The organism is Streptomyces sp. A01, from assembly GCF_059026195.1.
In genome coordinates this window covers 64,484-89,026 of sequence record NZ_JBWLKN010000022.1, presented here as the reverse complement: position 1 = coordinate 89,026, position 24,543 = coordinate 64,484, and the positions used below count along the sequence as shown (strand labels likewise).

Sequence of the window (24,543 nt, the reverse complement as noted above, 5' to 3'; positions counted from 1 at the left end):
TCACCGCTCCTTCATGGGCCTGGCCTGCGGTTCTTCGCCGGTCGGGGCTGGGCTCGGCGGGGGCTCGGAGGGGGTCGGCTCGCTCGACGGCACGGACGGAGTCGGCTCGGGAGCCGGGCTGCTCGGACGGGGTGGTGCCGGCCGGGGACGTGGCGCCGGGCCGGTCGGTGAGGGTGCCGGGACACCGGGGCGCGACGAGGGCCGCGCCTCCGCCGTCGGCGACGTGCCGGACGGCCGCTTCCCGGCGTCCTGCTGTCCGGCCTCGCGCTTGCCGCCCCGCTTGTCATCGTCCGGCGCGGCGGAGGACTCGTCCTCCGTCTTGCCCTTCCCCTTGCCCCGCTTCGCCTGTGCGTCGGCGTGCCGCGCGCCGTCCGGGAGCACCGCGCCGCCCTCCTGCTCGGCCGCCGCGCCACCCCGCTCCCCACCGCCTCGGCCGGAGTGCGGCCGCCCGGGTTCGGAAACGCTCATGCAGCCACCGAGAGCCATGGCGGCGAGCGCGACGGCAGCGACCCGAACTGGGGTACGAGCCGACGAGTGCAGGATTTGAGCGGAAATTCCGGGCATGAGGTGCTACCTTCCGGCGCGAAGTGCGGGCCTCCTGCCCAACTGGCCCCGCCCCGCCCAGGACACGCGCCGCGTGACGCCCGACACACCACTCTTCCGCCGGAGCAGCCGCGGATCGGCACGGGATCGGCCCGGGATCACCCCGCAAGGGGCGCGGACCACGGCGCCGCACTCCGGCGCCGACGGCCCTCGCCCACCGCCGCCACACCGGCAGCGCCCGGCATGACCGGCCGGGACCGGGCAGTGCCGGGCACTGCCCGGCAGGAATCACCCGTATCCGAGCGCGTGCAGCCTCTCGTCGTCGATGCCGAAGTGGTGCGCGATCTCATGGACCCAGAAGCACCCGCCAGACACCTTATCCATTCGGAACTAAGGTGGTCAGCGGGGTTAGGGGAGGTTTGCATGTCACCACGAGAAGTCTCACGCGCCGTGGACATCCTGCGCGCGATCCTGTACCTGCGGATCTCGGATCTCACGGACACGTCCACGTCCATCCCTCGCCAGGAGAAAGCGGGCCGAAGCCGCGCCGATGACCTGGGCGCCGACGTGATCAAGGTGTTCAAGGACGAGGACAAGTCCGGGTTCCACACCTACGTGGACCGCCCCAACTGGGAAGCCGCCCTCAACATGCTCCGCGAGCGACTGGCGGACGTACTGATCGTTTTCAAGGTGGACAGGGCCACCCGTCAGGGCATCCCCCAGGCGTCGGAGATCATCCGGATCGTCTACGAGACCGAGTGCCGCTTCATCTCAATCGCGGACGGGATCGACTCGACCAACGAGGGCTGGGAGATCCAGCTCACGTTGGCCGCACATCAAGCGCACAAGGAATCCAAGAACACGTCCATCCGTGTCGCGGACCTCCGGGCGGACGAGCGGGACGCGGGGCGCTGGATGGGGTCTCGCCCGTACGGCTTCATCGTCACCCCGGTGAGGAAGCTTGAAGCTCACCCCGAAGAGGCTGAAGTGATCCGCGCCACCGTCGCGAAGCTGCTGGATGGCCAGTCGCTACGGTCGGTAGCGAAGTGGCTCAATGATCAGACGTTCGACTCCCCCAGATGGGCAGGCAGGAAACTGCGAATCGAGCAACTGGAAGCTAAAGGCGAGCCGCTGAAGGCTGCGAAGCTGCGCGAGAAGCCCTTGAAGACGCCTAACTCATGGTCATGGCCAGCCGTCCGCCAACTCGTCCTTTCCCCAGTAATGGCGGGCTACCTCCCACATAAGGGTGAGATCTACCGTCACAGCCTGACGGGCGAGACGGTCCGCGTGGGTAGCGAGATCATTTCACTGGCGGATCACACTCGCTTGCGCGCCATGTTCGGACCGCGCGTCCCGATCCACTGGACACGAGCGGCCATGCCCGGAGGAAAGTCGAAGATCACGGGACGCCCAGTCACCGGGCTTCTATCCGACTTGCTGCACTGCGGAGAATGCGGGGCACGCCAGTCGTATGACGCCTACATGATTCGCGACGGTAAGCCGTGGCCCAGATACCGCTGTGCGCGTCGCCACTTCAGCGGGCGGTGCCCGGGAACGCTGATGAAGGGGCCTATCGCCGAAGCGCTGGTGACAGACGCCTTCTTCCGCCATCTGCATGGTATGGACGACGACGACCCCGGAGCGCTGGCCATAGCGGAGCGTTGGGCGGACCTCCGACACCCCGACCGTGCCGCCCGGCGGAGGGAACTGGCCGCACTGATTCGGGATGAGGAGCAGTTCCTCACGCGGCTGGAAGGCGAGAAGCTTGACGGTCTCTTCCGGGGCACGCGCGGTGACGCACGATTCCGTCAGCGGTACGAGACGAGCCAGGGGCGCTTGGAGCGCTTCGAAGCAGAGCTTTCGGCTATCCCGACATCGATCAGGCTCGACGTGACCCCGTTCCACGAGATCGACCTATTCAAGGAGTCTTGGGAACGCAACGAACTTGCCGAGCGGCGCGAGCTTCTGAGCCTGGCTCTCAATCGAGTGTGGCTGTTCAAGGCGCGCGCGTCCGGAGTCAGGCCAACCATTAAACGCTTCAGGTTCTGGTGGGTCGGCGAGGAGGAGCCTACGGACATTGGTGCGTCGCTGACGCTCTCGGAGGAGCCAGAGGGCGCGTAGCCGCTGCCTGAGCGCCGCTCGCGGCCCGTTGCCGGTAACTCCCCGGCGGCGGGCCGTTCGGCGTTCCTGGGGGCGCGTGGGGCTTGGGGTGGTGATGGAGTGACGAGGTGGCGAATGACGAAGTTGAGCCCACTTCTGCCTTACGTCGAAAGAGATTGTTGTTTGTTGCTCTCTCTTCACCTAAACAGCGTGTGACCTGGTTGTTTGTTAGTCTCCGAGCTCACCTCTTGAGTGGTCATCGGGTCACCTTTGGTCACCTGATGTGATCAGTGGTCGGCAAGACAGCGGGGATGAATTGTCTTCAATGTCTCTTGTTAAGGGGTTTGGGTGAGTAAGTACATAGCCGATGCGTCGGCACGCAGTGCGCTGGAAGTGGCAGCACGATATGCCGACAGGGCGAGTACTCCCGTGCCGTTCCTGTGGAGCGGCGCACAGTGGACAACCCCGGCCGGAGAGTGGCGGGACTGGCCGCTGATCCGGCGGGGCATGGGTGAGTGGCTGCGAGACATGGCAGAGACCTTGCTGACCAATGAGACAAGCGCCGAACGCCGCTACCGCCTGCGCTACGCCATGGATGAAGCGCGGGACGCGATGGCGGACGCGGAGAATGAAGAGGAGGAAGAACGTCAGTCGCAGATCATCGGCACGCTGTACAGAGAGCTTGAGTCCGATCCTCCCCCCACGGACGTGCCGCCCGCCATGGCCCGTACCGTCCGCGCCGTGGCAACAGAGATCGAGTCCGCTTCCGACGCGCGGGCTACGCAACTCCTCTCACTGGCTTCACAGTTCGATGCGTTCCGCGCGGCTCTGAGTGATCCGGCGTCGTGGGTGCGGAACCTGGGCACTGCGCCCCACGGCACACACGTGCGCACTTCTGCGGTGTGGGAGGCGTTCATCACGGCGGAGCCTGTCTTGGCTCGCTCGCTGGGCACGGTGACGGGTAAGCGCGCCGTGTTCGCTGCGATGGACAAGCGCTTTGGTGCGCGCCGGAAGCTGGCGGGGTACGAGGGCTGGCGCGGGGTGACGCTGCCGGAGTGACCCCCAGGGAGGCGCCCCCCGCTTCTTCCTGGCATGAGCGTGTGGGAGAAGAAACTTCCGCATGGCGGAATAGACGGTTTGTGCGGAGCGCCGCAGTCACCCGGACGCCCATGAGGGGCAGGGGGATGGTCCCGTGATCGTCATCCGTGTGACCGTTCAGGTGCTGACCCGCTCGGTTCGTACGGGTCTGGGGATGTGGCGGAGCGTGACGGGTGGCGGTCGTCTCACAATCGATGGTTTGTGAGACGGCTGCCACCCCACCGGACGGGTGTCCGTTTCGCTCCGTTCGCCGGTCTCAAAACCCGTCTCAGAAAGTCTCGGGGTTCAATGGATTACGAGACGCGTTTATGAGACGGTGGGCGCATGACGACGAACACCGCGAACGCCACCTCCCCCGCCGAACTCGCCGAACGTCACGACTGCCCCAAGTGCGACGCTCCCGCCGGTAGCCCCTGCCGCACGGGAGCGGACAGGGTTGCCGCCAGCTACCACACGGGCCGCTTCGCCCTGGTTCCGTCGCTGAAGGCGGAGCTGACGGTCAAGACTCCCGCCGACCGGAAGCCGGGGAGGGCGTGGACGGCTTCAGCGGCCCCTGTGGTGGCCCCCGACGCTGCCCCTGGCGCTCCCATACGGATTGGGTACGCCCGGTGCTCCACGGTCCGCCAGGAGCTTCAGAGCCAGTTGGACGCGTTGGCCCGTGCCCAGTGCTCGCGGGTGTTCTCGGAGAAGATCAGCACGCGCGTCAAGACTCGACCCGAGTTCGAAGCCGCCTTGACGCTGGCCAAGGAGATCAAGACCGCCGCGCCCAATCAAGCCGTGATCTTGGCCGTGCACGAGATGAAGCGCCTTGCGCGCAACGCCGCTGAGCTGATGACGCTGGGGGCTCAGCTTCAGGCGAGCGGCATTCAGCTTGAGATCCTGTCCGGTCCGCTTCAGGGCGTCCATGATCCCCACGGGGCAGGCGCCATCGTGTTCGCCGTGCTGGCGGTCGGGGCGGAGGTAGAGCGCGACTACATCCGCGACAAGACCATGGAGGGGCTGGAGATCGCGGCGAGCAAGGGCAATCACGGCGGACGTCCGACCGTGATGGACGCTGACAAGCTCGCTGCGGCCAAGGCGCGCCGTACCAAGGGAGAGAGCGTCACGGCCATAGCCAAGGCGCTCAGCGTGTCCCGCGCGACGCTGTACCGGGCGCTTGCCGACACGGAGTGATCCGCCCGGACCTGAGAGACCGTTTGCCCGTGCTGGCAGGCGGTCTTTCGCATGTCCGGCCGCAAGGGGGCAGAGCGTGATCAAAGTTCGGGTGAAGCCCCTTCTGGCGATCCCGGTCCTAGCTCGGCACGCGCACGCTAGGTGTGATCCTTTTTCCCTGCCCGCACAGCGCGCTGACGTGCGGGAATCCTGTCAGGCGTGAGGAGAAAGGCAGGGGTTAAGGGGCGGTGAGTGCCCCCTTAGCGCAGAGAGCGGGACCGCTACGTGATAGCGGCTCAGAGTCTGTACGCGTTTCAAGGGCATCGGAGCCCCGGTTCCTTCCGCTGTGAGGGAGCCGGGGGTAGCGGTGCTTGCGGGGCGCTGAATAGCCGTCTGACCGCCTTACGGAGTCGGGTAAGCCCCTTGCTTCACCAGGTCCACGAACGTCCGCCAGGAGGCCACAGGGAAGCTCAGGGCGGGCCCGTCGGGGTTCTTCGAGTCACGGACGGGGACGGCGCCGGTAGCTGCGAGTCCGGGGGCCCACTCGACGCAGTTGCCGCCATTCCCTTCGCTGTAGGTGGACTTCACCCATATCGCGGCGGGGAAGTCGGGGGTGGTGCTCATTGGCGTATTCCTCCGTGACGTGCCGGATGAGGGACAGTGAGTCGTCACGCGACAGAGCGTCAGCGCGCAGACGCTCGTACGCCGCGCGCGCTTCGGCTACCACTTCCGGTGAGTCGTGCACTTGCCCTTGATGGTATGTCTCCTCGTACAGAACGTCGGTGCCGTCCTGTCGCGTCAGCACAATGAACGGCACTCCTCGTGATGGGGTGCCCGCGCTGAAGGGGAAGACTTGAAGGGTGATGTGGGGAGACTCCGCAACCGCTAGGAGGTGCTGGAGCTGCCCCCGCATGACGTCAGCGCCGCCGACGCCTGACCATAGGACCGCCTCATAAAGGATCACCCACAGTGATGGTGGACTGGCGCTATCGAAGAGTTCGCGTCGTTGTAATCGACCTTCAACACGCGCCTTGATCTCGGCTGCTGTCTCAGATGGGCGCGCCGCACGGAAGACGGATTCTGCGTACCCCGGGGTTTGCAGTATGCCCATGATGCGCGTGGTGGAGTAGTCGCAGACGGCTCGCGCGTCGCGCTCAAGATTTAGGTACGGAATGAACCATGTGGGGCTGCCAGCGTCGGCGGCTCGACGGCGCATCCGGGCATAGACGCCCGGCGTACCAAACACCCTGTCGCACTGTTCGGCGAACTGAGGGCTGGCAAGCTGTTGCCCTGTTTCAACCTTGCTGACGTATGGCTGCCCACAGAGCAGCTGGGCGGCAAGTTGCTGTTGTGACCACCCCTGCGCTTCACGGGCGCACTTGATCTCCTTACCGAACTCCTCTGCTGGCGACTCTGGCTCATCGCGCATGCGTTCAACTCCCCAATATTCCAACCCCATTTGGAATGGCTAGAGCCCTGGTCAGCGTAGCGGGGCCGGTGGAACCTGAGCCTCACAGTTAATGCCCGCTCCCCATGAGCGGGACACACGGAGGCTCGAACAGATGACAGGGCAGAAGGAAGCTGCGCCGCAGAAAGCGCGCATGACGCTGCGGGTGTCACGGGATGGTGGGCGCACCTGGGGGCCGACGCGGTACGTACAGGCCGCCGAGACCATTGAGGACCATCCGTTGCACTTCCCGCCGTGCGGGTGTGAGCGGAGCACGGGTGATCGTTGCCGGGCGGCGCGTTCGCTGGTGCTTATGGCCGAGGGGGCGCAGCCATGACCCATAGACGGCACGGGGCGCCCCGTAGGGGCCCGTTAATCGACTGGGCAGACGTGGCTGGAGGTGCGCTGATCTTCGGCGCTCTGGTCGCCCTCTGCGGCTTCACTGCCTGGCTGGCCATCCACGGGACGCCCGGCCACACCTAGCCCCTACCTCCCTGCCGGTTGACCCTCCCCACACCCTTCCCGGCAGGGAGGTAGGCACCAACGCCCGTCCGGTCGATCCTGGGGAGTTTTGGCCGGACGGGTGCACCACCACGCACGACGACACAGGGACGGCCCTTGTGTCGGCACAGGGTTCGTCCGGAAGGAGCACCCGAGAATGGGTAAGAAGGATGACGAGTGGGACCCGAACGAGAACCGGGACCAGGTAACCGACCCCGATACGGGGGTCGCCCAGAACGGTAACGTCCACACGAGCATGGCCGACGACGAGGAGCGCGAAGGGAAGTAGCGCATGATCCACGGCGAGCACCTAGCGAAAGACCTACGGCGCGACCATGGGTTCATACACATCGGGCGCACCAAAGATGGCAATGCCGTGATCATGCGTAAGGGCGACCGATGGACCGTCGTGCCGCTTCGGTGGCTCACCAGTGACGCTGTGGACTCCATTAAGGCTCAAGCCGGGGTAAGCCTCGTTTGAGTCATACGACCGCAGCCCCGTCCGCGCGCTCCCAGTTTCTGTGGCGCATGGGCGGGGCTGACGTCGTTTTCAGCCCCAGCCGAGTTCGTGTAGCCGCTCGTCCTCGATGCCGAAGTGGTGCGCCACCTCATGGACCACTGTCACGGCCACCTCGTGTCTCACAACCTCCCGAATGGTGTTCTTCGTAGTATCGTGCACCACGGTCACCTCTGTTTCCTGCACGACCTCTTCCCGGTCCTCACACATCCGCAGGGTCGGCCCCCGGTAGATCGTGATCCGGTCCGGCAGCACTCCCGCGTACCACTCCCCCCGATCGGTCAACGGCGTTCCCTCGTAGAGCCCAAGCAACTCGGGGTCTTCCGCGGGCGGCTCGTCCTCGACGAACACCGCCACGTTGTCCATAAGCCGCGTCAACTCCGGCGGGATACGGTCCAGCGCCTCAGCGACCAGTTCCTCGAACTCCTCGCGCGTCATCTCCAGCACCCGGCCATTGTCAGGCAGGGACGCCCCTCCGCGCCCAGTCGGCCACGGACCCACCGGTTCCGCGCCCCTGACCCGGCCCCGGCGAGCGGCCACACGCCCCGGCCGCCGCCACGCCCGCCGCCGCGCCGCGGCCCTCACCACCCGCCGGCCCAACGGGGAAAGGGCCGGGATCACCCCCGCCCGACGACCAGCGGGAAACCGTTTTGGCGATCCCCGTCGGCATCCCATATGCTTCTCACGTCCCCGAAGGCGCCGGAAGGCGCCCAGGTGGGCCATCAGCCCTCATCGTCTAGTGGCCCAGGACGCCGCCCTTTCAAGGCGGTAGCACGGGTTCGAATCCCGTTGGGGGCACGCAAGACCATGTGCGAGACTAGTGCTCGCACGTGTGCTTGGTCCTGTGGAGCAGTTTGGAGTGCTCGCCACCCTGTCAAGGTGGAGGCCGCGGGTTCAAATCCCGTCAGGACCGCTGCGGCTGGGTAGCTCAGTTGGTACGAGCGTCCGCCTGAAAAGCGGAAGGTCGCCGGTTCGACCCCGGCCCCAGCCACCGCCGCAATACAGCGAAGGCCCCGACAGATCTGTCTGCCGGGGCCTTCGCTGTGTTCGCTGTACTGGTCCGGCTGTGCTGGTCCAGCCAGAGCGCAGCACCGGCTCACGGCACCGTGACGACCACCTTGCCGCGCGTGTGGCCCTCCATGTTCTCGCGCTGGGCGTCGGCGGCGCGTTCCAGGGGGAAGGTGGCGGCGACTTCCACCGTGATCGCCCCGGACTCGGCCAGGTCGGTGAGGGCTGCCAGGTCTGCCGCGTCCGGGCGGACCCAGAAGTAGCGGCCGCCCAGGGGGACCACGGCGGGGTCCACGATGGAGGCGATCCGGCTGCCGTCCTTCAGCAGGTCGGTGGAGGCGGCCACGGCGTCCCCGCCGACGAGGTCGAAGGCCGCGTCCACGCCGTTCGGGGCGAGCTCGCGGACCCGGTCCCGCAGGCCGTCGCCGTAGACGACGGGCTCTGCGCCCAGGGAGCGCACGTAGTCGTGGTTGCGTTCGCTCGCCGTGCCGATGACGCGGGCTCCCAGGTGGTGGCCGATCTGTACGGCCAGGGAGCCGACGCCGCCCGATGCCGCGTGGACCAGTACTGTCTCGCCCTTCCCCACCTTCAGGATCTTGACCAGGGCCTGGTAGGCCGTGAGCCCGGCCAGCGGCAGGCCCGCCGCCTGCTCGAAGGTGAGGTTCGCCGGTTTGCGGGCCAGGGTGCGTACGGGGGCGGCGACGTACTCGGCGAACGTGCCACCTGCCAGGACGTCCTTGCGTACGTAGCCGATGACCTCGTCGCCCTCGCTGAACTCCGGGGTGTCCAGCCCCAGCCGGGTGACGACTCCGGCGACGTCCCAGCCGGGGACGACCGGGAACGCGGCGTCCACCAGTGAGTCGAGGTGGCCGCCCTGGGCCTTCCAGTCCACGGGATTGACCGAGGCCGCCTTGACCTTGATCAAGAGCGAGTCTGGGCCGACCTTGGGTTCGGGGAGGTCGCCGTACTCCAGGACCTCGGGTCCGCCGTAGGCGCGGTAACTCACAGCCTTCACGATGGTGCTCTCCTTGGAGCGGGTACGTGGGACGGCGGCCGAAGCCGCCGCTTTCACGCTAGTGCGAACCGGCGTGCCCGGCGCGCGGAGGGAGTGCACGAAGAGAGCGCGGAGAAGCGGAGAAGGAGCCCGGAGCGCGGGTGGTGCGCGTATGGCAGACGTGTGGCACGCGTGCGGAGGGCGGCGGGGGAGGCCCTGTCCGGAGCCCTGTCCGTACGTCGCGGACCGCGGGTGCGCCGTGGCTGGTCGCGCGGCTCCCCGCGCCCCTGACGGGGCACCTCCTGGTACGGCCCGGTGCCGGGCGCCCATGATCCGCTGGACATCCCGCTAGCCTCCTGGCGCCGCCGACTCGCCCCCCTGGGCGCTGTCGCGGCCGCCCGGGTGGCGGTGGCGCCAGACCCAGAAGACGGTGCAGGCCACGATCGCCCATCCGGCGAGCACCAGGAACGGGAAGAGGTGCTCGTGGCCGCCGAAGTAGACGGCCGTGTGCTGGGCGTTCACCGAGGCACCGGGCGGCAGCCAGCGGCCGATGTGCCCGAGCACGGACGGCAGGAGGGGCCAGGACACGGCGCCGCCCGAGGAGGGGTTGCCGAGCAGCACCATCAGGCCCCAGGTGGGCAGCATCGCCCAGCGGCCGAAGAGGGTGTTGAACATCGTGAAGACCATGCCCGACGTGAACAGCGTCAGCGCGAGGATCAGCCACGACTCCACAAAGGGCAGGTCGAGCGCGCCCAGCAGCCAGTCCACGACCGCCGCGACGGCGAAGCCGCCGAGCAGCGCGTACGCCGCCGTGAAGATGATGCGCTCGGCGGGGTTGAGGGAGCGCGCGTGGACGCTCAGCTGGATGGCGCCGACGAAGCCGATGATGACGGCGGCGAGTGAGATGTAGAAGATCGCCAGCCCGCGTGGGTCGCCCTCCTGGAGCGGTTTCAGGTCCCTGACGGTGACCGGCACTCCCAGCTTCTTGCCCACCTGCGGTCCCGCCTTGGCGAAGATCTCCGCGACCGAGGCGCCGGAAGCGCCGGAGACGTCCAGTTCGACGCGGTCGTGCCCGGCGCCGGTGTGGTGCACGTTCAGGACGGCGAAGACCCGCTGCTCGTCCACGGCGCGCCGGGCTTCGGCGTACGTCGCGTAGTAGCGCAGCTCAAGGGACGCGTCGAGGGCCTGTTCCATGCCGCGGGTGAACGCCTGGCCGCGCGGGGCGTCGCTCGCGCCGACCACGGCGGTGGGCACGTGGTGCGGGGTGGGGTTGGCCATGACGTACGTATACGAACCGGCGAAGAGTCCGGCGGCGGCCGCCAGGATGAAGATCAGCACGGTGGCGGGGAAGAACGGGGGGTGCTTGAAGAGCGTCCAGCGTTCGCGGCCGGTCATGCGCCGGGCGTGCGCGCCGTGCGGTGACGGGCTGGGAGCATGGTCCAACGCCCCCGGGCGGGCCGCCGGACCCGCCGCCGGGCCGGGAGCTTCCGCCCCCGAAGCCCCCGGTCCGGCAGCCGCGCCGCGAGCGGAGGGTTCCTCGCTCGGGGAGTCGGGCGAGTCCGGCGAGCGCGGTGCGGACGAGCGCGGGTCGGGTGGGGTCTCGTCCGGCGTGGCCTGTTCGCGCGGGTCATTCATGAGGTCACGCTAAAACACTCATCACGGACATTCTCCCCGAGGCGCCCCCGCCTCAGACTCTGGGCGCGGCAGCTGTTCAGGGCACGCGGGACCGCTCCGGGGGCGCCGCTCCGGGCGGGGCGGCGCAAATGGTTCGCCAGCTCTTTCCGGGAGGTGAGATCCTGGGTGCCGTATGTCCACTCAGCCTGCCCCCGCCCTGCCCGCCCTGCTGGAGCGACTGCCCGAGCTGATGCTGCGCGACCAGCAGCGGCTGGGGCGCCGACTCGACGGCGCGCGCCGGATTCGTAAGCCAGAGGCCCGTGCGGCCGTGCTCGGCGAAATCGCCGGTCAGATCGAGCAGGCCGAGCAGCGTGTCGCGGCCCGCCGTGCGGCCATGCCCGAGATCAGCTACCCGGAGTCGCTGCCGGTCAGCCAGAAGAAGGACGAGATCCTCGCGGCCATCCGTGATCACCAGGTGGTGATCGTGGCCGGTGAGACGGGTTCCGGCAAGACCACGCAGATTCCCAAGATCTGCATGGAGCTCGGCCGGGGCGTGCGCGGACTGATCGGGCACACCCAGCCGCGCCGTATCGCCGCGCGTACGGTCGCCGAGCGGATCGCCGAGGAGCTGGGCACCGAGCTGGGTGGGACGATCGGCTGGAAGGTGCGGTTCACCGATCAGGTCGGCCCCGACACCCTCGTCAAGCTGATGACGGACGGCATCCTGCTCGCCGAGATCCAGACGGACCGCGAGCTGCGCCAGTACGACACGATCATCATCGACGAGGCCCATGAGCGCAGCCTGAACATCGACTTCATCCTCGGCTATCTCGCGCAGCTGCTGCCGCGCCGCCCCGACCTGAAGGTCGTCATCACCTCGGCGACGATCGACCCGGAACGATTCTCCCGGCACTTCGCCGACTTCGCCTCGGTGAGCGACGGCGAACCCGCGGCCGGCGCGCCGATCGTCGAGGTCAGCGGCCGTACGTACCCGGTCGAGGTCCGCTACCGCCCGCTGCTCGAAGAAGGCGCGCAGGACAGCGACCGCGACCAGGTCACCGCCATCTGCGACGCCGTGGACGAGCTCCAGCGCGAGGGTGAGGGCGACATCCTTGTGTTCCTCTCCGGAGAGCGCGAGATCCGCGACACCGCGGACGCGCTGGACAAGAAACGGCTGCGGAACACCGAGATCCTTCCGCTGTACGCGCGTCTGTCGCACGCCGAGCAGCACCGCGTCTTCCAGCGGCACCAAGGCAGACGCGTCGTCCTCGCGACGAACGTGGCGGAGACGTCGCTGACCGTGCCGGGCATCCGGTACGTGGTCGACCCGGGCACCGCCCGGATCTCCCGCTACAGCCACCGCACGAAGGTGCAGCGGCTGCCGATCGAGCCTGTCTCGCAGGCCAGCGCCAACCAGCGCAAGGGCCGCTGCGGCCGTACCAGCGACGGCATCTGCGTCCGGCTGTACTCCGAGGACGACTTCCTCACCCGCCCCGAGTTCACCGATGCCGAGATCCTGCGGACGAACCTCGCCTCGGTGATCCTCCAGATGACGGCGGCCGGACTCGGCGAGATCGAGAAGTTCCCGTTCCTCGACCCGCCGGACCGGCGCAACATCAAGGACGGCGTCGATCTGCTGCACGAGCTGGGCGCCCTCGACGCCCAGCAGAAGGACCCCAAGAAGCGGCTGACCGAGATGGGTCGCAAGCTGTCCCAGTTCCCGGTGGACCCGCGGCTGGCGCGGATGATCGTGGAGGCCGACCGCAACGGCTGTGTGCGCGAGGTGATGGTCATCGCCGCCGCGCTGTCCATCCAGGACCCGCGCGAGCGCCCCGCGGACAAGCAGCAGCAGGCCGACCAGCAGCACGCGAGGTTCAGGGAGGAGTCGAGCGACTTCGTCGCCTTCCTCAACCTGTGGCGCTACGTAAGGGAGCAGCAGAAGACGCTGTCCTCCTCCGCCTTCCGCCGGATGTGCCGCTCGGAGTTCCTGAACTACCTGCGGATACGTGAGTGGCAGGACATCTACAGCCAGCTGCGCACGGTCGCGAAGACCATGGGCATCCAGCTGGCCACCTCGGACGACGAGGCCGCCCCCGACCAGGTGCACATCTCGCTGCTGGCCGGTCTGCTGTCGCACATCGGCTTCAAGGAGGTCGCCGAGGACGGCACGAAGGGCGCGGCCAAGACGACCGGCAAGACCCCGGCGAAGAGCGGCGCGAAGAACGAGTATCTGGGCGCGCGGAGCGCGAAGTTCGCGGTGTTCCCCGGTTCCGCGCTGTTCAAGAAGCCACCACGGTGGATCATGTCGGCCGAGCTGGTGGAGACGTCCCGGCTGTGGGCGCGGGTCAACGCCAAGATCGAGCCGGAGTGGGTCGAGCCGCTGGCCCAGCATCTGGTGAAACGCACGTACAGCGAGCCGCACTGGGAGCAGAAGCAGGCCGCGGTCATGGCGTATGAGCGGGTCACGCTGTACGGCGTGCCGATCGTCGCCCAGCGGAAGGTCAACTACGGCCGGATCGACCCGGAGACCAGCCGCGACCTGTTCATCCGCAACGCCCTGGTCGAGGGCGACTGGCGCACCCACCACCAGTTCTTCCACGACAACCGCAAGCTGCTCGGCGAGGTCGAGGAGCTTGAGCACCGGGCCAGGCGCCGCGACATCCTCGTGGACGACGAGACGCTGTTCGACTTCTACGACCAGCGGCTGCCCGACGATGTGGTGTCGGGGGCGCATTTCGACTCCTGGTGGAAGCACAAGCGCCGGGACGAGCCGGAGTTGCTGAGCTTCGAGAAGTCGATGCTCATGAACGAGCGCGCGCAGGGCGTCACCAAGGACGACTACCCGGACGCGTGGCGGCAGGGCGGGCTCAAGTTCCGTGTGACGTACCAGTTCGAGCCGGGCGCCGACGCCGACGGCGTGACCGTCCACATCCCGCTCCAGGTGCTCAACCAGGTCACCCCTGACGGCTTCGACTGGCAGATCCCGGGCCTGCGGGAGGATTTGGTGACCGAGCTGATCCGCTCGCTGCCCAAGCCCATACGCCGCAACTACGTCCCCGCCCCGGACTACGCGCGGCGCTTCCTGGCCCGCGTCACGCCGACCGCCGGGCTGGGGCGCGACGAGCCCGGAAGGCCCCAGGAGGCGCTGACGTCGGCGCTCACCAGGGAGCTCCAGCGCATGGTGGGCGTGCGGATCGACCCGGAGGACTGGGACCTGTCGAAGGTCCCCGACCACCTGAAGATCACCTTCCGGGTGGTCGACGAGCGGCGGCACAAGCTCGCCGAGGACAAGGACCTCGCGACGCTGAAGGTGCGGCTCCAGCCCAAGACGCGGGCGGCCATCTCCGAGGCGTTCGCCTCGTCGAAGGACAGCGTCGGCATCGAGCAGCGCACCGGGCTGACCTCCTGGTCGATCGGCGCGCTGCCGCGCACCTTCGAGACGCGGCGGGCGGGCCAGCCCGTCAAGGCGTACCCGGCGCTGGTGGACGAGGGCGAATCCGTCGCCGTACGGCTCTTCGACACCGAGCCCGAGCAGCAGCGGGCCATGTGGCGCGGAACGCGGCGGCTGATCCTGCTGAACATGCCGTCGAACCCGGCGAAGTTCGCGCAGGGCAAGCTGGACAACAGCGCCAAGCTCGCGCTCTCCCGCTCACCGCACGGCAGCGTGCAGGCCCTCTTCGAGGACTGCGTGTCCGCCGCCGCCGACCGGCTGATCGCGGCGCGGGGCGGCCCGGCCTGGGACGAGGAGTCGTTCGGCAAGCTCTTCGACGCCGTACGGGCCGACCTGACCGACGCGACGCTGGACACGGTCCGCAAGGTGCGGGAACTGCTGGCCGCCTGGCAGGCGTGCGAGCGGCGGCTGAAGGCCACCACGAGCCTGGTGCTCGTGCCGTCCTTGACGGACATCAAGGAGCAGCTGGCCGAGCTGGTCAAGCCGGGCTTCGTGACCGAGCACGGCGTGCGGCGACTGCCGGACCTCATGCGGTACCTGGTGGCCATCGACCGGCGCCTGCAGCAGCTGCCGCACAACGCCGAGCGGGACCGCGCCCGGATGGCGAAGGTCCACGAGATGCGCGACGAGTACGCGTGGCTGCTGGAGCAGCTGGAGCGGGCGCATCCGGGCAGGCCGGTACCCAGTGAGGTGCTGGAGATCCGCTGGATGATCGAGGAGCTGCGGGTCAGCTACTTCGCACACGCGCTGGGGACGGCCTACCCGGTCTCCGACAAGCGCATCGTCAAGGCCGTCGACGCCGCTGCGCCCTGAGTCCGGCAGGAGCGCGCCGTGTCCGGGCGCCGTGTCCGGGCGCGATGGCCGGGCGCGACAATGGGGCAAGGTGGGTCTTTTGCCCGACTCTGGGGTGAGTCCGGGGCGCGTGGGGGACGGGGTCCGGAGGACGGTTCGACCCCACCCCCTGACCTGCTGTAGAGTCTCGTCTCGCAGCCGGGCACGCCAGACAGCGCGGCGCGAACATATGGTCCTGTGGAGCAGCTTGGAGTGCTCGCCACCCTGTCAAGGTGGAGGCCGCGGGTTCAAATCCCGTCAGGACCGCAGTAGTTGACATCGCAGTAACGGACTGAGCCCGTATCCCCAGAGGATGCGGGCTCTTTCGCTTTCGGTGCCGAGTCGGTGACCGCGTCAGCGATGTAGCGGTGAGGGCCGGTGACCGCGTCAGCGCTGCGCCGGTGGGGGCCGGTGGGGCTGACGGCGCTGAAGCGGCGTCAGAGGCCCCGGCGCCCGGCCGGCCCGTCATCCCGCCTCCCCGGCGCCACGAGGCCGCCTGGCGCCGCCAGGCGGCTCGGCTCGCCCGCTCGGCTCGGCTCGCCCGCTCTGGCCCACGAGCCACGCACACAGCCACGCGCAGCACACACAGCCACACACAGCCGCCACCCGCACCCCATCCGCACCGGAGAGGCCAGCACCCACCTGCGAGCGCCCACAGCCCCACAGCCCCACAGCCCCACAGAGGAGCGTCCGGGCCGCCCCAGCCGCCCCGCAGGGCACCCGGAGGCCGTTCCTCCGTGGCGACGACGTAGCGGAAGGCCTGGACCCACATAGCCCTCGCCCCTCGTCGCACCTTGACTGGGGCACGCACCAGCGGTACCTACTCAGGAAGGCGTGGGGGCCGGGAGGTACGCGTATGACGATGTCCGCGAGGCATGAGACGAGGGCGCTGCTGCGCGCCCATCTGTCCGCCGCTACGAGCTACCGCCATCTGACCCGGCACTGCGCGGTGTGCCACCGGCTGCTGAGACTCGCGCAGGAGCAGCAGCGCGCGTCGGCGAGCGGCGCGCAGGAGTCCGCCAGAGGCGCTGAGGGGTCGGCGGGGCTCACGCGGGCGGCCGGAGACGACTGAGCCGCCGACCGGTGATCCATGCGCCGCGGGGCGCGGTTATGCGGTGACAGTGTGGAGGCACCCGGACACGGGGACCGTATATCGCAGTTGAGGCATAGGCGACAAGTGCGGCGCGCTGTGACGGGAGTCACCGAACTGCTTTCCATGTAGGGGGAACTTACAGCCCTCCTACACGCTCTCAATTTAATATGTGCAATTGCACCGCACCTTGGAGAGGCCCGCGAAGGACGGCCATGTCGGGCCGGTTCGGCCGTTATGCCACCCTGCCGGTGCGGTCAAGAGCACCTCGTCAGCCAGCGCGCCGGGGCATAAAAAGATCGCGCTGGACCCGGCGGAGTCCAGCGCGATCAACGACGCACCCAATGTCGAGCGGGCGTGGCACCTGTTGGGGCAGGCACCAGTCGTGTGGAACGGAACGGGCGGCAACCAGGTTGGGGGACCTGGAAATGCCCGGTTATGCGGTTATTCAGGCTTCGCTGCGCTGCTGCGGGATGCCCGCAAGAAGTGCACGGACTTCCGCTTCGCGGTAGCGCCGGTGCCCTCCGAGCGTGCGGATGGACGTGAGCTTGCCTGCCTTAGCCCAGCGTGTGACCGTCTTCGGGTCCACGCGAAACATCGTGGCAACCTCAGCCGGGGTCAGCAGCGGCTCGGCATCAGGGGTGCGAGCGGTCATGAGCGGCCTCCTCGGGAGAACCGAACCATCACGGTTCTTTCCTCTAAATTCTGCACCTTGACCCGCGTTGCCCGAAATGGCGGACGCGGGCCGAGTCGGTTATAGGACGAACGGCTTGTCCTCGGCACTACAACTACACCATCCGTCCAGCCGCGTCGGCCAAACCGATGGAATTGCCCTCTCAGGTGTTCAACCTCGGCGGAAGCCGATGGACCATGCCATAGCGGACAGTCACACCACCGTAACGATCAGTCACAACGGGATCACACGCCACCAGACCCACCAAGGAGGGCAATACCGATCTATCCGCCCTTAGTTGGGCGGAAGGAGCCCTTCCTGGACTCCTTGTCCTATTTTGGCACGAGGGTGGGGCATGACCGCAAGGCCCGAAGTCAGTGCTTTACATCACCCTTGAGGTAATAGCCCGGATCGGGACCTACGTCCCGATGCGCAGGACCCAACGTCCCGAGGCCCGCGCCAGCGGTTCCGGGGTCGTCGCCCTACAGGGCTTCAGATACGCGCGGAGCGCCGTGACTTCAGCTCGACCGCTGCCGGTCGCGCACCGCGCTCCAGCGGTCCGTCAGACGCTCGTACGCCACGCCGGCCCGCTCACCGTCCCCGTCGCGCAGCGCGGCGAGCCCCTCCGCGACATCCGCCGCCGAATGGTCCTCCTCCAACTGCCCTTCCGGCACCGCGTGCACCAGACCGCCGTAGTCCAGTTCGACCAGCGAACGCGGGTGGAACTCCTCAAGCCACCGCCCCACATCTACCAGGCCGTCGATCAAAGGCCCCTCGTCGAGCGCGTCCTTGAGCGCCTTCAGCCCGCGTGCCACCCGCCGCCTGGCCTCCACCATCGGCGTCCGGTAGCGCAGCACCAGGCCGTCCTCGCCCTTGGTGTACTCCCGCTCCGCGTCGGCGAACAGGACGAACCAGCGGACCGGCACATGCCAGGTCGCCGAGCGAATCCACGGCCGGGCGTCAGGATTGCGCTCAAGCCAGCGCTCGAAGTCCGCCGCCGCCTGGCGGCGCACCACGGGCGGCAGCGCCGCGTCCAGCAGCGGCGCCGGAAGCCGCTGGGAGACCTCCTCAAGGGCCAGCCAGCCGCGCAGCCGGGTGCGCCAGGGACACACGCAGGTGACGCCGTCCACCACGGTGACGAAGGCGTCGCTGCTCTCGTGCACGGGGACGGGCACCGGCGGCACGGGCAGCAAGTCCGCCAGCGACCGGCGAAGTTCGTCCTGGGCCCCTGGCGTGTGCTCGCGCTGGGCGTATTCGGCCCAATGGGCGCGCTCCGGCTCGGGAAAAGCGGCCAGCGGCTCATAGACCCGCAGATAAGACGCATACGGGACAATCACCGAAGACGCCAAGGTCACACCCGCTCCCTCAAGCCAGAATCTGTCGCCAGGAATTGCCGAGCCGAGCCTCCTCGGCCGCTCGCATCGTCCCACGCCTCCGCGGCGCGGGAGGGTGATCCTCCGCACCTTGCCGATCCGTTCGGGCGGCAGGTCTTAGTCTCTTGCCAACCGGCCCTCCACCACCCCCAGGAGGGCACCCACCGCGACATATGGGAGTCACCACCGTGACTGACGTACGTCCCACCGTCAGCGTCGACGGTCCGGCTACGAGCCAGCCCCTCAGCCCCCTCTCCGTCCTCTTCCGGTCGGATCGGGGCGGCCACGAGCAAGTCGTGCTCTGCCAGGACCGCGAAAGCGGCCTCAGAGCCGTCATCGCCCTCCACTCCACCGCCCTGGGCCCCGCCCTGGGCGGTACGCGTTTCCACGCCTACGCGTCCGACGAGGAGGCCGTCCTCGACGCGCTGAACCTCGCCCGTGGCATGTCGTACAAGAACGCCCTCGCCGGGCTCGACCACGGCGGCGGCAAGGCCGTGATCATCGGCGATCCGGCCACCGTCGAGAACGGCGGGATCAAGAGTGAGGCGCTGCTGCTGGCGTACGGGCGCTTCGTGGCGTCCCTCGGCGGCCGCTACGTCACCGCCTGCGACGTCGGCACGTACGTGTCCGATATGGACGTGGTCGCCCGCGAGAACCGCTGGACGACCGGGCGGTCCCCCGAGAACGGCGGCGCCGGCGACTCCTCCGTGCTCACCGCCTTCGGCGTCTACCAGGGCATGCGGGCCTCCGCCCAGCACCTGTGGGGCGCTCCCACGCTCAAGGGCCGCCGCGTCGGCGTCGCGGGCGTCGGCAAGGTCGGCCACCACCTCGTGGGGCACCTGCTCGCCGAGGACGCCGAGGTGGTCATCACCGATGTGAGCAGTGCGTCCATCGACCGGGTGCGGGCCAAGTATCCGCGGGTCAAGGTCGCCGAAGACACCTCCGCCCTGATCGCGGCCAGCCTCGACGTCTACGCTCCCTGCGCGCTCGGCGGCGCCCTGGACGACACGACCGTCGCGGCGCTCACCGCGCGGGTGGTGTGCGGCGCGGCCAACAACCAGCTCGCCCACCCCGGTGTCGAGAAGGACCTGGCCGACCGCGGCGTGCTGTACGCGCCGGACTACGTCGTGAACGCCGGTGGCGTGATCCAGGTCGCGGACGAGCTGCACGGTTTCGACTTCGACCGGGCCAAGGCGAAGGCGACCAAGATCTTCGATACGACTTTGGCCATATTCGACCGGGCGAAGTCCGAGGGCATCCCCCCGGCCGAGGCCGCGGACCGGCTCGCGGAGCAGCGCATGGCCGAAGCGCGACGCCGCTAGCTTCGCCGGTCCTTCACCTGATCGCCGCGCGCGCGTCACCGTACCGCCGGGGTCCGGATGGCCGATGGTGACGGGCGGGCAGCGTTCGGGCCGTTTCCGTGAGGTTTTGGGCCGTCGGCGGGCCGAGGGGGAGAGATCCCTCACGGCCTGTCGGCGGGTCGGCGCTCAAGAAGCGTTAAAATCGCAGCTGACCAGCGAGGACGGGGCGCCTCGCCGGTTCTGCCGGGTGGCACGTGCCGTGGGCGACGTACCGTATGGCCAGAGAAGCAGGTACCGTTGAAGCCCTGCGGACCGGTCTCTCCTTCGAGAGTCCGCTCCGACTCATGAACGCGTGTCAAGACTCTGGGGCCGTCGAGCCCCGTCACCGAGGGGGTCGAGCCATGGGGCGCGGCCGGGCCAAGGCCAAGCAGACGAAGGTCGCCCGCCAGCTGAAGTACAACAGCGGTGGGACAGACCTCTCACGTCTGGCCAACGAGCTGGGCGCATCGCCGACGAAGCAGCCGCCACCGAGCGAGCCGCCGATCGACGATGCTGAGCTGGACGACGATCCGTACGCGCAGTACGCGGATCGTTACAACGACGAGGACGATGACGACGAGGAGTCGTCTGATCCGTCCGCGCAACGTCGTCGCGCTTGACGCCCAGCGTCCATGGCACGTCTGCGACGTTCACAGCAGCATCACTGACCCGGTCCAGGGCTTGCCCCGGACCGGGTTCTGTGCTGTCCTCAGCTCGCGTAGTCACCGGTCAGGGCCACAGCCTCACGGTGGTCACCGCGCTCGGTGATCTCGCCGGTGACCCAGGCGTCCACGCCCCGGTCGGCCAGCGTGTCCAGCGCCACGTCCACCGATTCCCGCGGGACGACGGCGACCATGCCGACGCCCATGTTGAGGGTCTTCTCCAGTTCGAGAAGCTCCACCGCACCGGCCCGGCCGACCAGGTCGAACACCGGACCGGGCGTCCAGGCCGACCGGTCGATGGTGGCGTGCAGCCCGTCCGGGACGACCCGGGCGAGATTGCTGGCGAAGCCGCCGCCGGTGATGTGCGAGAACGCGTGGACCTCGGTGGTGCGGGTCAGCGCCAGGCAGTCCAGCGAATAGATCTTGGTGGGCTCCAGCAGTTCCTCACCGAGGGTCCGCCCGAACTCGGCGACCTCGCGGTCCAGCGCCCAGCCGGCCCGGTCGAAGAGCACATGCCGTACGAGCGAGTACCCGTTCGAGTGAAGTCCTGAGGACGCCATGGCGATCACCACGTCGCCGCTGCGGATGCGCTCGGCGCCCAGCAGCCGGTCGGCCTCGACCACCCCGGTGCCCGCACCGGCCACATCGAAGTCATCGGCGCCCAGCAGACCCGGGTGCTCGGCGGTCTCCCCGCCGACCAGGGCGCATCCGGCGAGGACACAGCCCTCGGCGATGCCCTTGACGATCGCGGCGACCCGCTCCGGGTAGACCTTGCCGACGCAGATGTAGTCGGTCATGAACAGCGGCTCGGCGCCGCACACCACCAGGTCGTCCACGACCATGCCGACCAGGTCGTGGCCGATGGTGTCGTAGACGCCCATGCGGCGGGCGATGTCCACCTTGGTGCCGACGCCGTCCGTGGCCGAGGCGAGCAGCGGCCGCTCGTACCGCTTGAGGACGGAGGCGTCGAAGAGCCCGGCGAAGCCGCCGAGGCCGCCGACGACCTCGGGGCGGGTGGCCTTCTTCACCCACTCCTTCATCAGCTCGACGGCGCGGTCGCCCGCTTCGATATCGACACCCGCTGTCTTGTACGAAGCGGACGCGTCGGCGCCGCCGCCAGCAGGAACAGTCTCAGGCATTGCTGGGAACCTTCAGGTCGTGATGAGGGGGTCCGGACTACGGGCGGCGGAGCGCGTCGGCCCCGCCGACACCCGCGGTCAGCGTGCCGACGCCGTCCAGGTCGGGCTGCACCGCTCCGGCGTTCTCCGACTCCAGGAGGTGCTTGCCCAGCAGCTCGGGGTCGGGCAGGTCCATCGGGTACTCGCCGTCGAAGCAGGCGCGGCACAGGTTCGGCTTGGCGATCGTGGTCGCCTCGATCATGCCGTCGATGGAGATGTACGCGAGCGAGTCGGCGCCCAGCGACTTGCCGATCTCGTCGACCGTCAGGCCGTTGGCGATCAGCTCGGCGCGGGTGGCGAAGTCGATACCGAAGAAGCACGGCCACTTGATGGGCGGCGAGGAGATCCGGATGTGGATCTCGGCGGCACCGGCCTCGCGGAGCATCCGGACCAGGGCGCGCTGGGTGTTGCCGCGGACGATCGAGTCGTCGACGACCACCAGGCGCTTGCCCCGGATGACCTCCTTGAGCGGGTTCAGCTTCAGCCGGATGCCGAGCTGCCTGATGGTCTGGCTCGGCTGGATGAACGTACGGCCGACGTAGCTGTTCTTGACCAGCCCCGAGCCGTACGGGATGCCACTGGCCTCGGCGTAACCGACGGCGGCCGGGGTGCCCGACTCCGGCGTGGCTATGACGAGGTCGGCCTCGGCCGGTGCCTCGACGGCCAGCTTGCGGCCCATCTCGACGCGGGAGAGATAGACGTTGCGCCCGGCGATGTCGGTGTCGGGGCGGGCCAGGTAGACGTACTCGAAGACGCAGCCCTTGGGCCTGGCCTCGGCGAACCGGGTCGTACGCAGCCCGTCCTCGTCGATGGCGACCATCTCACCGGGCTCGATCTCCCGGATGAAGCTCGCGCCGCAGATGTCGAGGGCGGCGGTCTCGGACGCCACCACCCAGCCGCGCTCAAGGCGGCCGAGGACCAGCGGCCGGACGCCCTGCGGGTCACGCGCCGCGTAGAGCGTGTGCTCATCCATGAAGACCAGGCTGAAGGCGCCCTTCACCTGCGGCAGCACCCGCTTGGCGGCGTCCTCGACGGTCACCGGCTTGCCGTCGTCGTCGACCTGGCCAGCGAGCAGCGCGGTCACCAGATCGGTGTCGTTGGTCGCGGCGACCTGCGTGGCCCGGCCGCCCTCACGGGGCAGCTCAGCGACCAGCTTGGCGAGCTCGACGGTGTTGACAAGGTTCCCGTTGTGACCGAGAGCGATCGACCCGTGGGCGGTCGCCCGGAACGTCGGCTGCGCGTTCTCCCACACCGAGGCACCGGTGGTGGAGTAGCGGGCATGGCCCACCGCGATATGGCCCCGAAGGGAGCCGAGGGAGGTTTCATCGAAGACCTGGGAAACCAGGCCCATGTCCTTGAAGACGAGGATTTGGGAGCCGTTGCTCACTGCGATGCCCGCGGACTCCTGTCCACGGTGCTGCAGGGCGTACAGCCCGAAATAGGTGAGCTTGGAGACCTCTTCGCCCGGAGCCCAGACACCGAAGACGCCGCAAGCGTCCTGGGGGCCCTTCTCGCCGGGAAGGAGATCGTGGCTGAGTCGTCCATCACCGCGCACAAAAGACACTGTACCTGGGGGAACACCGTCACGCTTTCGGGCTACCCCGCCACCGCCGCCACGGGCTCATGACCCTCCGTGACCGCTCCCTGGTCCTTCGCCCAGGGAGCGGGCTCCCCCACCGGCCACACACCGCCCCGATAGTGACGGGCCTCACTCACGCCCCCTCCTGCTCCCTGTCCGGCGGGGCGGGCTCCCCTGGTTCGCGGGGGCGGGGAAGACGCGACGGAGGGCTTGGCGCCGATCGCCGCCATGGGCGCAGCCCTGCTCGCCTCTGCCTTCATCAGCCGTCAGCGCGCGGCACACAGCCCGCCGGTGCGCTGCGCACCGCACCGGCGGGCCCCGGGTGGACTACCCGGAGGCCCGCCGGCGCGCGACTGCGGCGCGAGGCGGTCCACGACATTGCCGCCGTACGGATCTACGGATCTACGGCTCTACGGCTCTACGGACCGATGACGCTCCTCGGTCAGCGCCTGCCCTGCAAGAGCTGCTCGGCCAGCTGGAGCCTGGCCTGGGCGAGTTCTCGGGCGAGGCGCTCCACCCGGTCGCGGTACTCGCGCGCCGGGGTCTGCCGCCCGGGGGTGCGGCTGTCCTTGGGCGTCAGGTACCGGTCGAGGTCGAGCGTGGACCGCATGTCCCGCCTCTTGTCCAGCGTGAACTGGCTGCGGGCCTTCATGACGACCATGCCGCGTGCGAACGCCTTGGTGCCGGTCGCCCGGTTGAGGTGGTCGGCGGCGCGGGCGGTCATACGGACCTTGGAGTCGAGGTGGATCTGGCGCGCGGCGACGTCCACGGTCTGGCGTGAGATGCGCTGCCGCGGGGCGACACCGATCGCCAGCGGCCCGCCGCGGTTGACCGCGGCCCGGATGATGCCACGGGTCAGGTCGTTCTCGAACTCGCCGATCCGGACGACCTTGTGGGTCCTGATGTTGATCACCGCGATGCCGCGGTCCCGGTACAGCACCCGGCCGCCGACACGGCCGTCGACGTTCCTGATCTCACCGGCCTTGACGGGGAGGTCGAGCGGGGCGCCGGTGGGGGCGGCTTCCCGTGTCTGTCGCTGGGGGTTGATCCGGATGAGCCGCAGGTTGTGTTCGCGGAACTGGGACAGCGCCCGCGGGGTGGCGGTGAGCCGTGTCTTGCCGCCGGTGACCGCGATGGCGCCGCGGGGGGCGGCGCTCGGGGCCACGGCGGCGGTGTCGGCCTCGTCCGAGACGGCGGCGACAGCCACCCCTGGTACGACCGCGAGCCCCATCGCTACGGCGGTGGTGGCGAGGACAGCGGTGGTGCGGCGCGTGCCGCGGCGAACGGGGGTGGAGGTGAGTGAGGACATCGCGTGACGTTCCTTTCTGAACGGTCGATTCGCAATCCCCACATAAAACGACTATCTGTGTTCGCGCGACTCCAGAGGGTGAT

At 68.7% G+C, this 24,543-nt stretch carries 19 protein-coding genes, 4 tRNA genes and 1 pseudogene; 12 read left to right on the top strand and 12 right to left on the bottom strand.

Features of this window, described 5'->3' with window-relative positions; genetic code table 11:
• A complete protein-coding gene (locus tag AC5P1B_RS26305; protein WP_493890184.1) occupies positions 1 to 468 on the bottom strand; it encodes a hypothetical protein in 468 nt (155 codons plus the stop codon).
• 363 nt (positions 469 to 831) lie between these two features.
• A pseudogene (locus AC5P1B_RS26300) lies at positions 832 to 897 on the bottom strand (metallopeptidase family protein); the annotation flags it as partial.
• Positions 898 to 993: 96 nt separating this feature from the next.
• Here AC5P1B_RS26300 and AC5P1B_RS26295 point away from each other — a divergent pair.
• The 3 genes from AC5P1B_RS26295 (at position 994) to AC5P1B_RS26285 (ending at position 4,914) form a co-directional block, all read left to right on the top strand.
• Positions 994 to 2,664 carry a recombinase family protein gene (locus AC5P1B_RS26295; protein WP_493890183.1) on the top strand — a complete coding sequence of 557 codons (1,671 nt, stop codon included), beginning with the start codon at positions 994 to 996 and terminating at the stop codon, positions 2,662 to 2,664.
• Positions 2,665 to 2,991: 327 nt separating this feature from the next.
• Positions 2,992 to 3,702 carry a hypothetical protein gene (locus AC5P1B_RS26290; protein ID WP_493890182.1) on the top strand — a complete coding sequence of 237 codons (711 nt, stop codon included), beginning with the start codon at positions 2,992 to 2,994 and terminating at the stop codon, positions 3,700 to 3,702.
• A gap of 363 nt (positions 3,703 to 4,065) precedes the next feature.
• On the top strand, positions 4,066 to 4,914 hold the full coding sequence (locus AC5P1B_RS26285; RefSeq protein ID WP_493890181.1) for a recombinase family protein: 849 nt from the start codon (positions 4,066 to 4,068) through the stop codon (positions 4,912 to 4,914).
• Between the two features lie 381 nt (positions 4,915 to 5,295).
• On the opposite strand, the gene AC5P1B_RS26280 is transcribed toward AC5P1B_RS26285, so the two are convergent.
• A complete protein-coding gene (locus AC5P1B_RS26280) occupies positions 5,296 to 5,481 on the bottom strand; it encodes a DUF397 domain-containing protein (RefSeq protein ID WP_493890180.1) in 186 nt (61 codons plus the stop codon).
• Entirely contained in the window at positions 5,393 to 6,322 is a 930-nt protein-coding gene (locus AC5P1B_RS26275; RefSeq protein WP_493890179.1) for a helix-turn-helix domain-containing protein, read from the bottom strand. The genes AC5P1B_RS26280 and AC5P1B_RS26275 overlap by 89 nt, the downstream gene beginning before the upstream one ends.
• Positions 6,323 to 6,998: 676 nt before the next feature.
• On the opposite strand from AC5P1B_RS26275, the gene AC5P1B_RS26270 reads away from it, so the two are divergent.
• Entirely contained in the window at positions 6,999 to 7,130 is a 132-nt protein-coding gene (locus tag AC5P1B_RS26270) for a hypothetical protein (RefSeq protein ID WP_493890177.1), read from the top strand.
• A gap of 261 nt (positions 7,131 to 7,391) precedes the next feature.
• Here the strand turns inward: AC5P1B_RS26270 and AC5P1B_RS26265 are convergent, their stop codons facing one another.
• The gene (locus AC5P1B_RS26265) at positions 7,392 to 7,805 is read right to left on the bottom strand and encodes a metallopeptidase family protein (protein WP_493890176.1); all 414 of its coding nucleotides are present in this window, start codon (positions 7,803 to 7,805) and stop codon (positions 7,392 to 7,394) included.
• Between the two features lie 278 nt (positions 7,806 to 8,083).
• On the opposite strand from AC5P1B_RS26265, the gene AC5P1B_RS26260 reads away from it, so the two are divergent.
• The 3 genes from AC5P1B_RS26260 (at position 8,084) to AC5P1B_RS26250 (ending at position 8,349) form a co-directional block, all read left to right on the top strand.
• Positions 8,084 to 8,156 (top strand) — tRNA-Glu (locus AC5P1B_RS26260).
• Positions 8,157 to 8,196: 40 nt separating this feature from the next.
• Positions 8,197 to 8,271 (top strand) — tRNA-Asp (locus AC5P1B_RS26255).
• Positions 8,272 to 8,275: 4 nt separating this feature from the next.
• A tRNA-Phe gene (locus AC5P1B_RS26250) sits at positions 8,276 to 8,349 on the top strand.
• A gap of 105 nt (positions 8,350 to 8,454) precedes the next feature.
• Here the strand turns inward: AC5P1B_RS26250 and AC5P1B_RS26245 are convergent.
• Together AC5P1B_RS26245 and AC5P1B_RS26240 are read right to left on the bottom strand one after the other, a co-directional pair.
• Positions 8,455 to 9,381, bottom strand: coding sequence for an NADP-dependent oxidoreductase (locus AC5P1B_RS26245; protein WP_493890175.1), 927 nt, complete (start codon positions 9,379 to 9,381; stop codon positions 8,455 to 8,457).
• Between the two features lie 327 nt (positions 9,382 to 9,708).
• The gene (locus AC5P1B_RS26240; protein WP_493890217.1) at positions 9,709 to 10,755 is read right to left on the bottom strand and encodes an ABC-2 transporter permease; all 1,047 of its coding nucleotides are present in this window, start codon (positions 10,753 to 10,755) and stop codon (positions 9,709 to 9,711) included.
• A gap of 412 nt (positions 10,756 to 11,167) precedes the next feature.
• Here AC5P1B_RS26240 and hrpA point away from each other — a divergent pair, with 412 nt between their 5' ends.
• The 3 genes from hrpA (at position 11,168) to AC5P1B_RS26225 (ending at position 16,328) form a co-directional block, all read left to right on the top strand.
• Positions 11,168 to 15,238 carry an ATP-dependent RNA helicase HrpA gene (hrpA, locus tag AC5P1B_RS26235; RefSeq protein ID WP_493890174.1) on the top strand — a complete coding sequence of 1,357 codons (4,071 nt, stop codon included), beginning with the start codon at positions 11,168 to 11,170 and terminating at the stop codon, positions 15,236 to 15,238.
• 210 nt (positions 15,239 to 15,448) lie between these two features.
• A tRNA-Asp gene (locus tag AC5P1B_RS26230) sits at positions 15,449 to 15,523 on the top strand.
• A 589-nt stretch (positions 15,524 to 16,112) separates the two neighbouring features.
• A complete protein-coding gene (locus AC5P1B_RS26225) occupies positions 16,113 to 16,328 on the top strand; it encodes a DUF6274 family protein (RefSeq protein WP_493890173.1) in 216 nt (71 codons plus the stop codon).
• Positions 16,329 to 16,794: 466 nt separating this feature from the next.
• On the opposite strand, the gene bldC is transcribed toward AC5P1B_RS26225, so the two are convergent.
• Both bldC and AC5P1B_RS26215 read right to left on the bottom strand, forming a co-directional pair.
• Complete coding sequence (bldC, locus tag AC5P1B_RS26220) at positions 16,795 to 17,001, bottom strand: developmental transcriptional regulator BldC (protein ID WP_003949541.1); 207 nt, start codon at positions 16,999 to 17,001, stop codon at positions 16,795 to 16,797.
• 536 nt (positions 17,002 to 17,537) lie between these two features.
• Positions 17,538 to 18,374 (bottom strand): DUF8083 family protein, encoded by an 837-nt coding sequence (locus tag AC5P1B_RS26215; RefSeq protein WP_493890171.1) that lies wholly within the window; start codon positions 18,372 to 18,374, stop codon positions 17,538 to 17,540.
• Positions 18,375 to 18,565: 191 nt separating this feature from the next.
• On the opposite strand from AC5P1B_RS26215, the gene AC5P1B_RS26210 reads away from it, so the two are divergent.
• The gene (locus tag AC5P1B_RS26210) at positions 18,566 to 19,714 is read left to right on the top strand and encodes a Leu/Phe/Val dehydrogenase (RefSeq protein WP_493890170.1); all 1,149 of its coding nucleotides are present in this window, start codon (positions 18,566 to 18,568) and stop codon (positions 19,712 to 19,714) included.
• Positions 19,715 to 20,094: 380 nt separating this feature from the next.
• Complete coding sequence (locus AC5P1B_RS26205; RefSeq protein WP_493890169.1) at positions 20,095 to 20,352, top strand: DUF3073 domain-containing protein; 258 nt, start codon at positions 20,095 to 20,097, stop codon at positions 20,350 to 20,352.
• Positions 20,353 to 20,441: 89 nt separating this feature from the next.
• Here the strand turns inward: AC5P1B_RS26205 and purM are convergent, their stop codons facing one another.
• From purM to AC5P1B_RS26190, 3 genes are all read right to left on the bottom strand, one after another.
• Positions 20,442 to 21,533, bottom strand: coding sequence for a phosphoribosylformylglycinamidine cyclo-ligase (purM, locus tag AC5P1B_RS26200; protein ID WP_493890167.1), 1,092 nt, complete (start codon positions 21,531 to 21,533; stop codon positions 20,442 to 20,444).
• A gap of 37 nt (positions 21,534 to 21,570) precedes the next feature.
• The gene (gene purF, locus AC5P1B_RS26195; RefSeq protein ID WP_493890166.1) at positions 21,571 to 23,127 is read right to left on the bottom strand and encodes an amidophosphoribosyltransferase; all 1,557 of its coding nucleotides are present in this window, start codon (positions 23,125 to 23,127) and stop codon (positions 21,571 to 21,573) included.
• 466 nt (positions 23,128 to 23,593) lie between these two features.
• A complete protein-coding gene (locus AC5P1B_RS26190) occupies positions 23,594 to 24,460 on the bottom strand; it encodes a hypothetical protein (protein ID WP_493890165.1) in 867 nt (288 codons plus the stop codon).
• Positions 24,461 to 24,543: the final 83 nt, after the last annotated feature.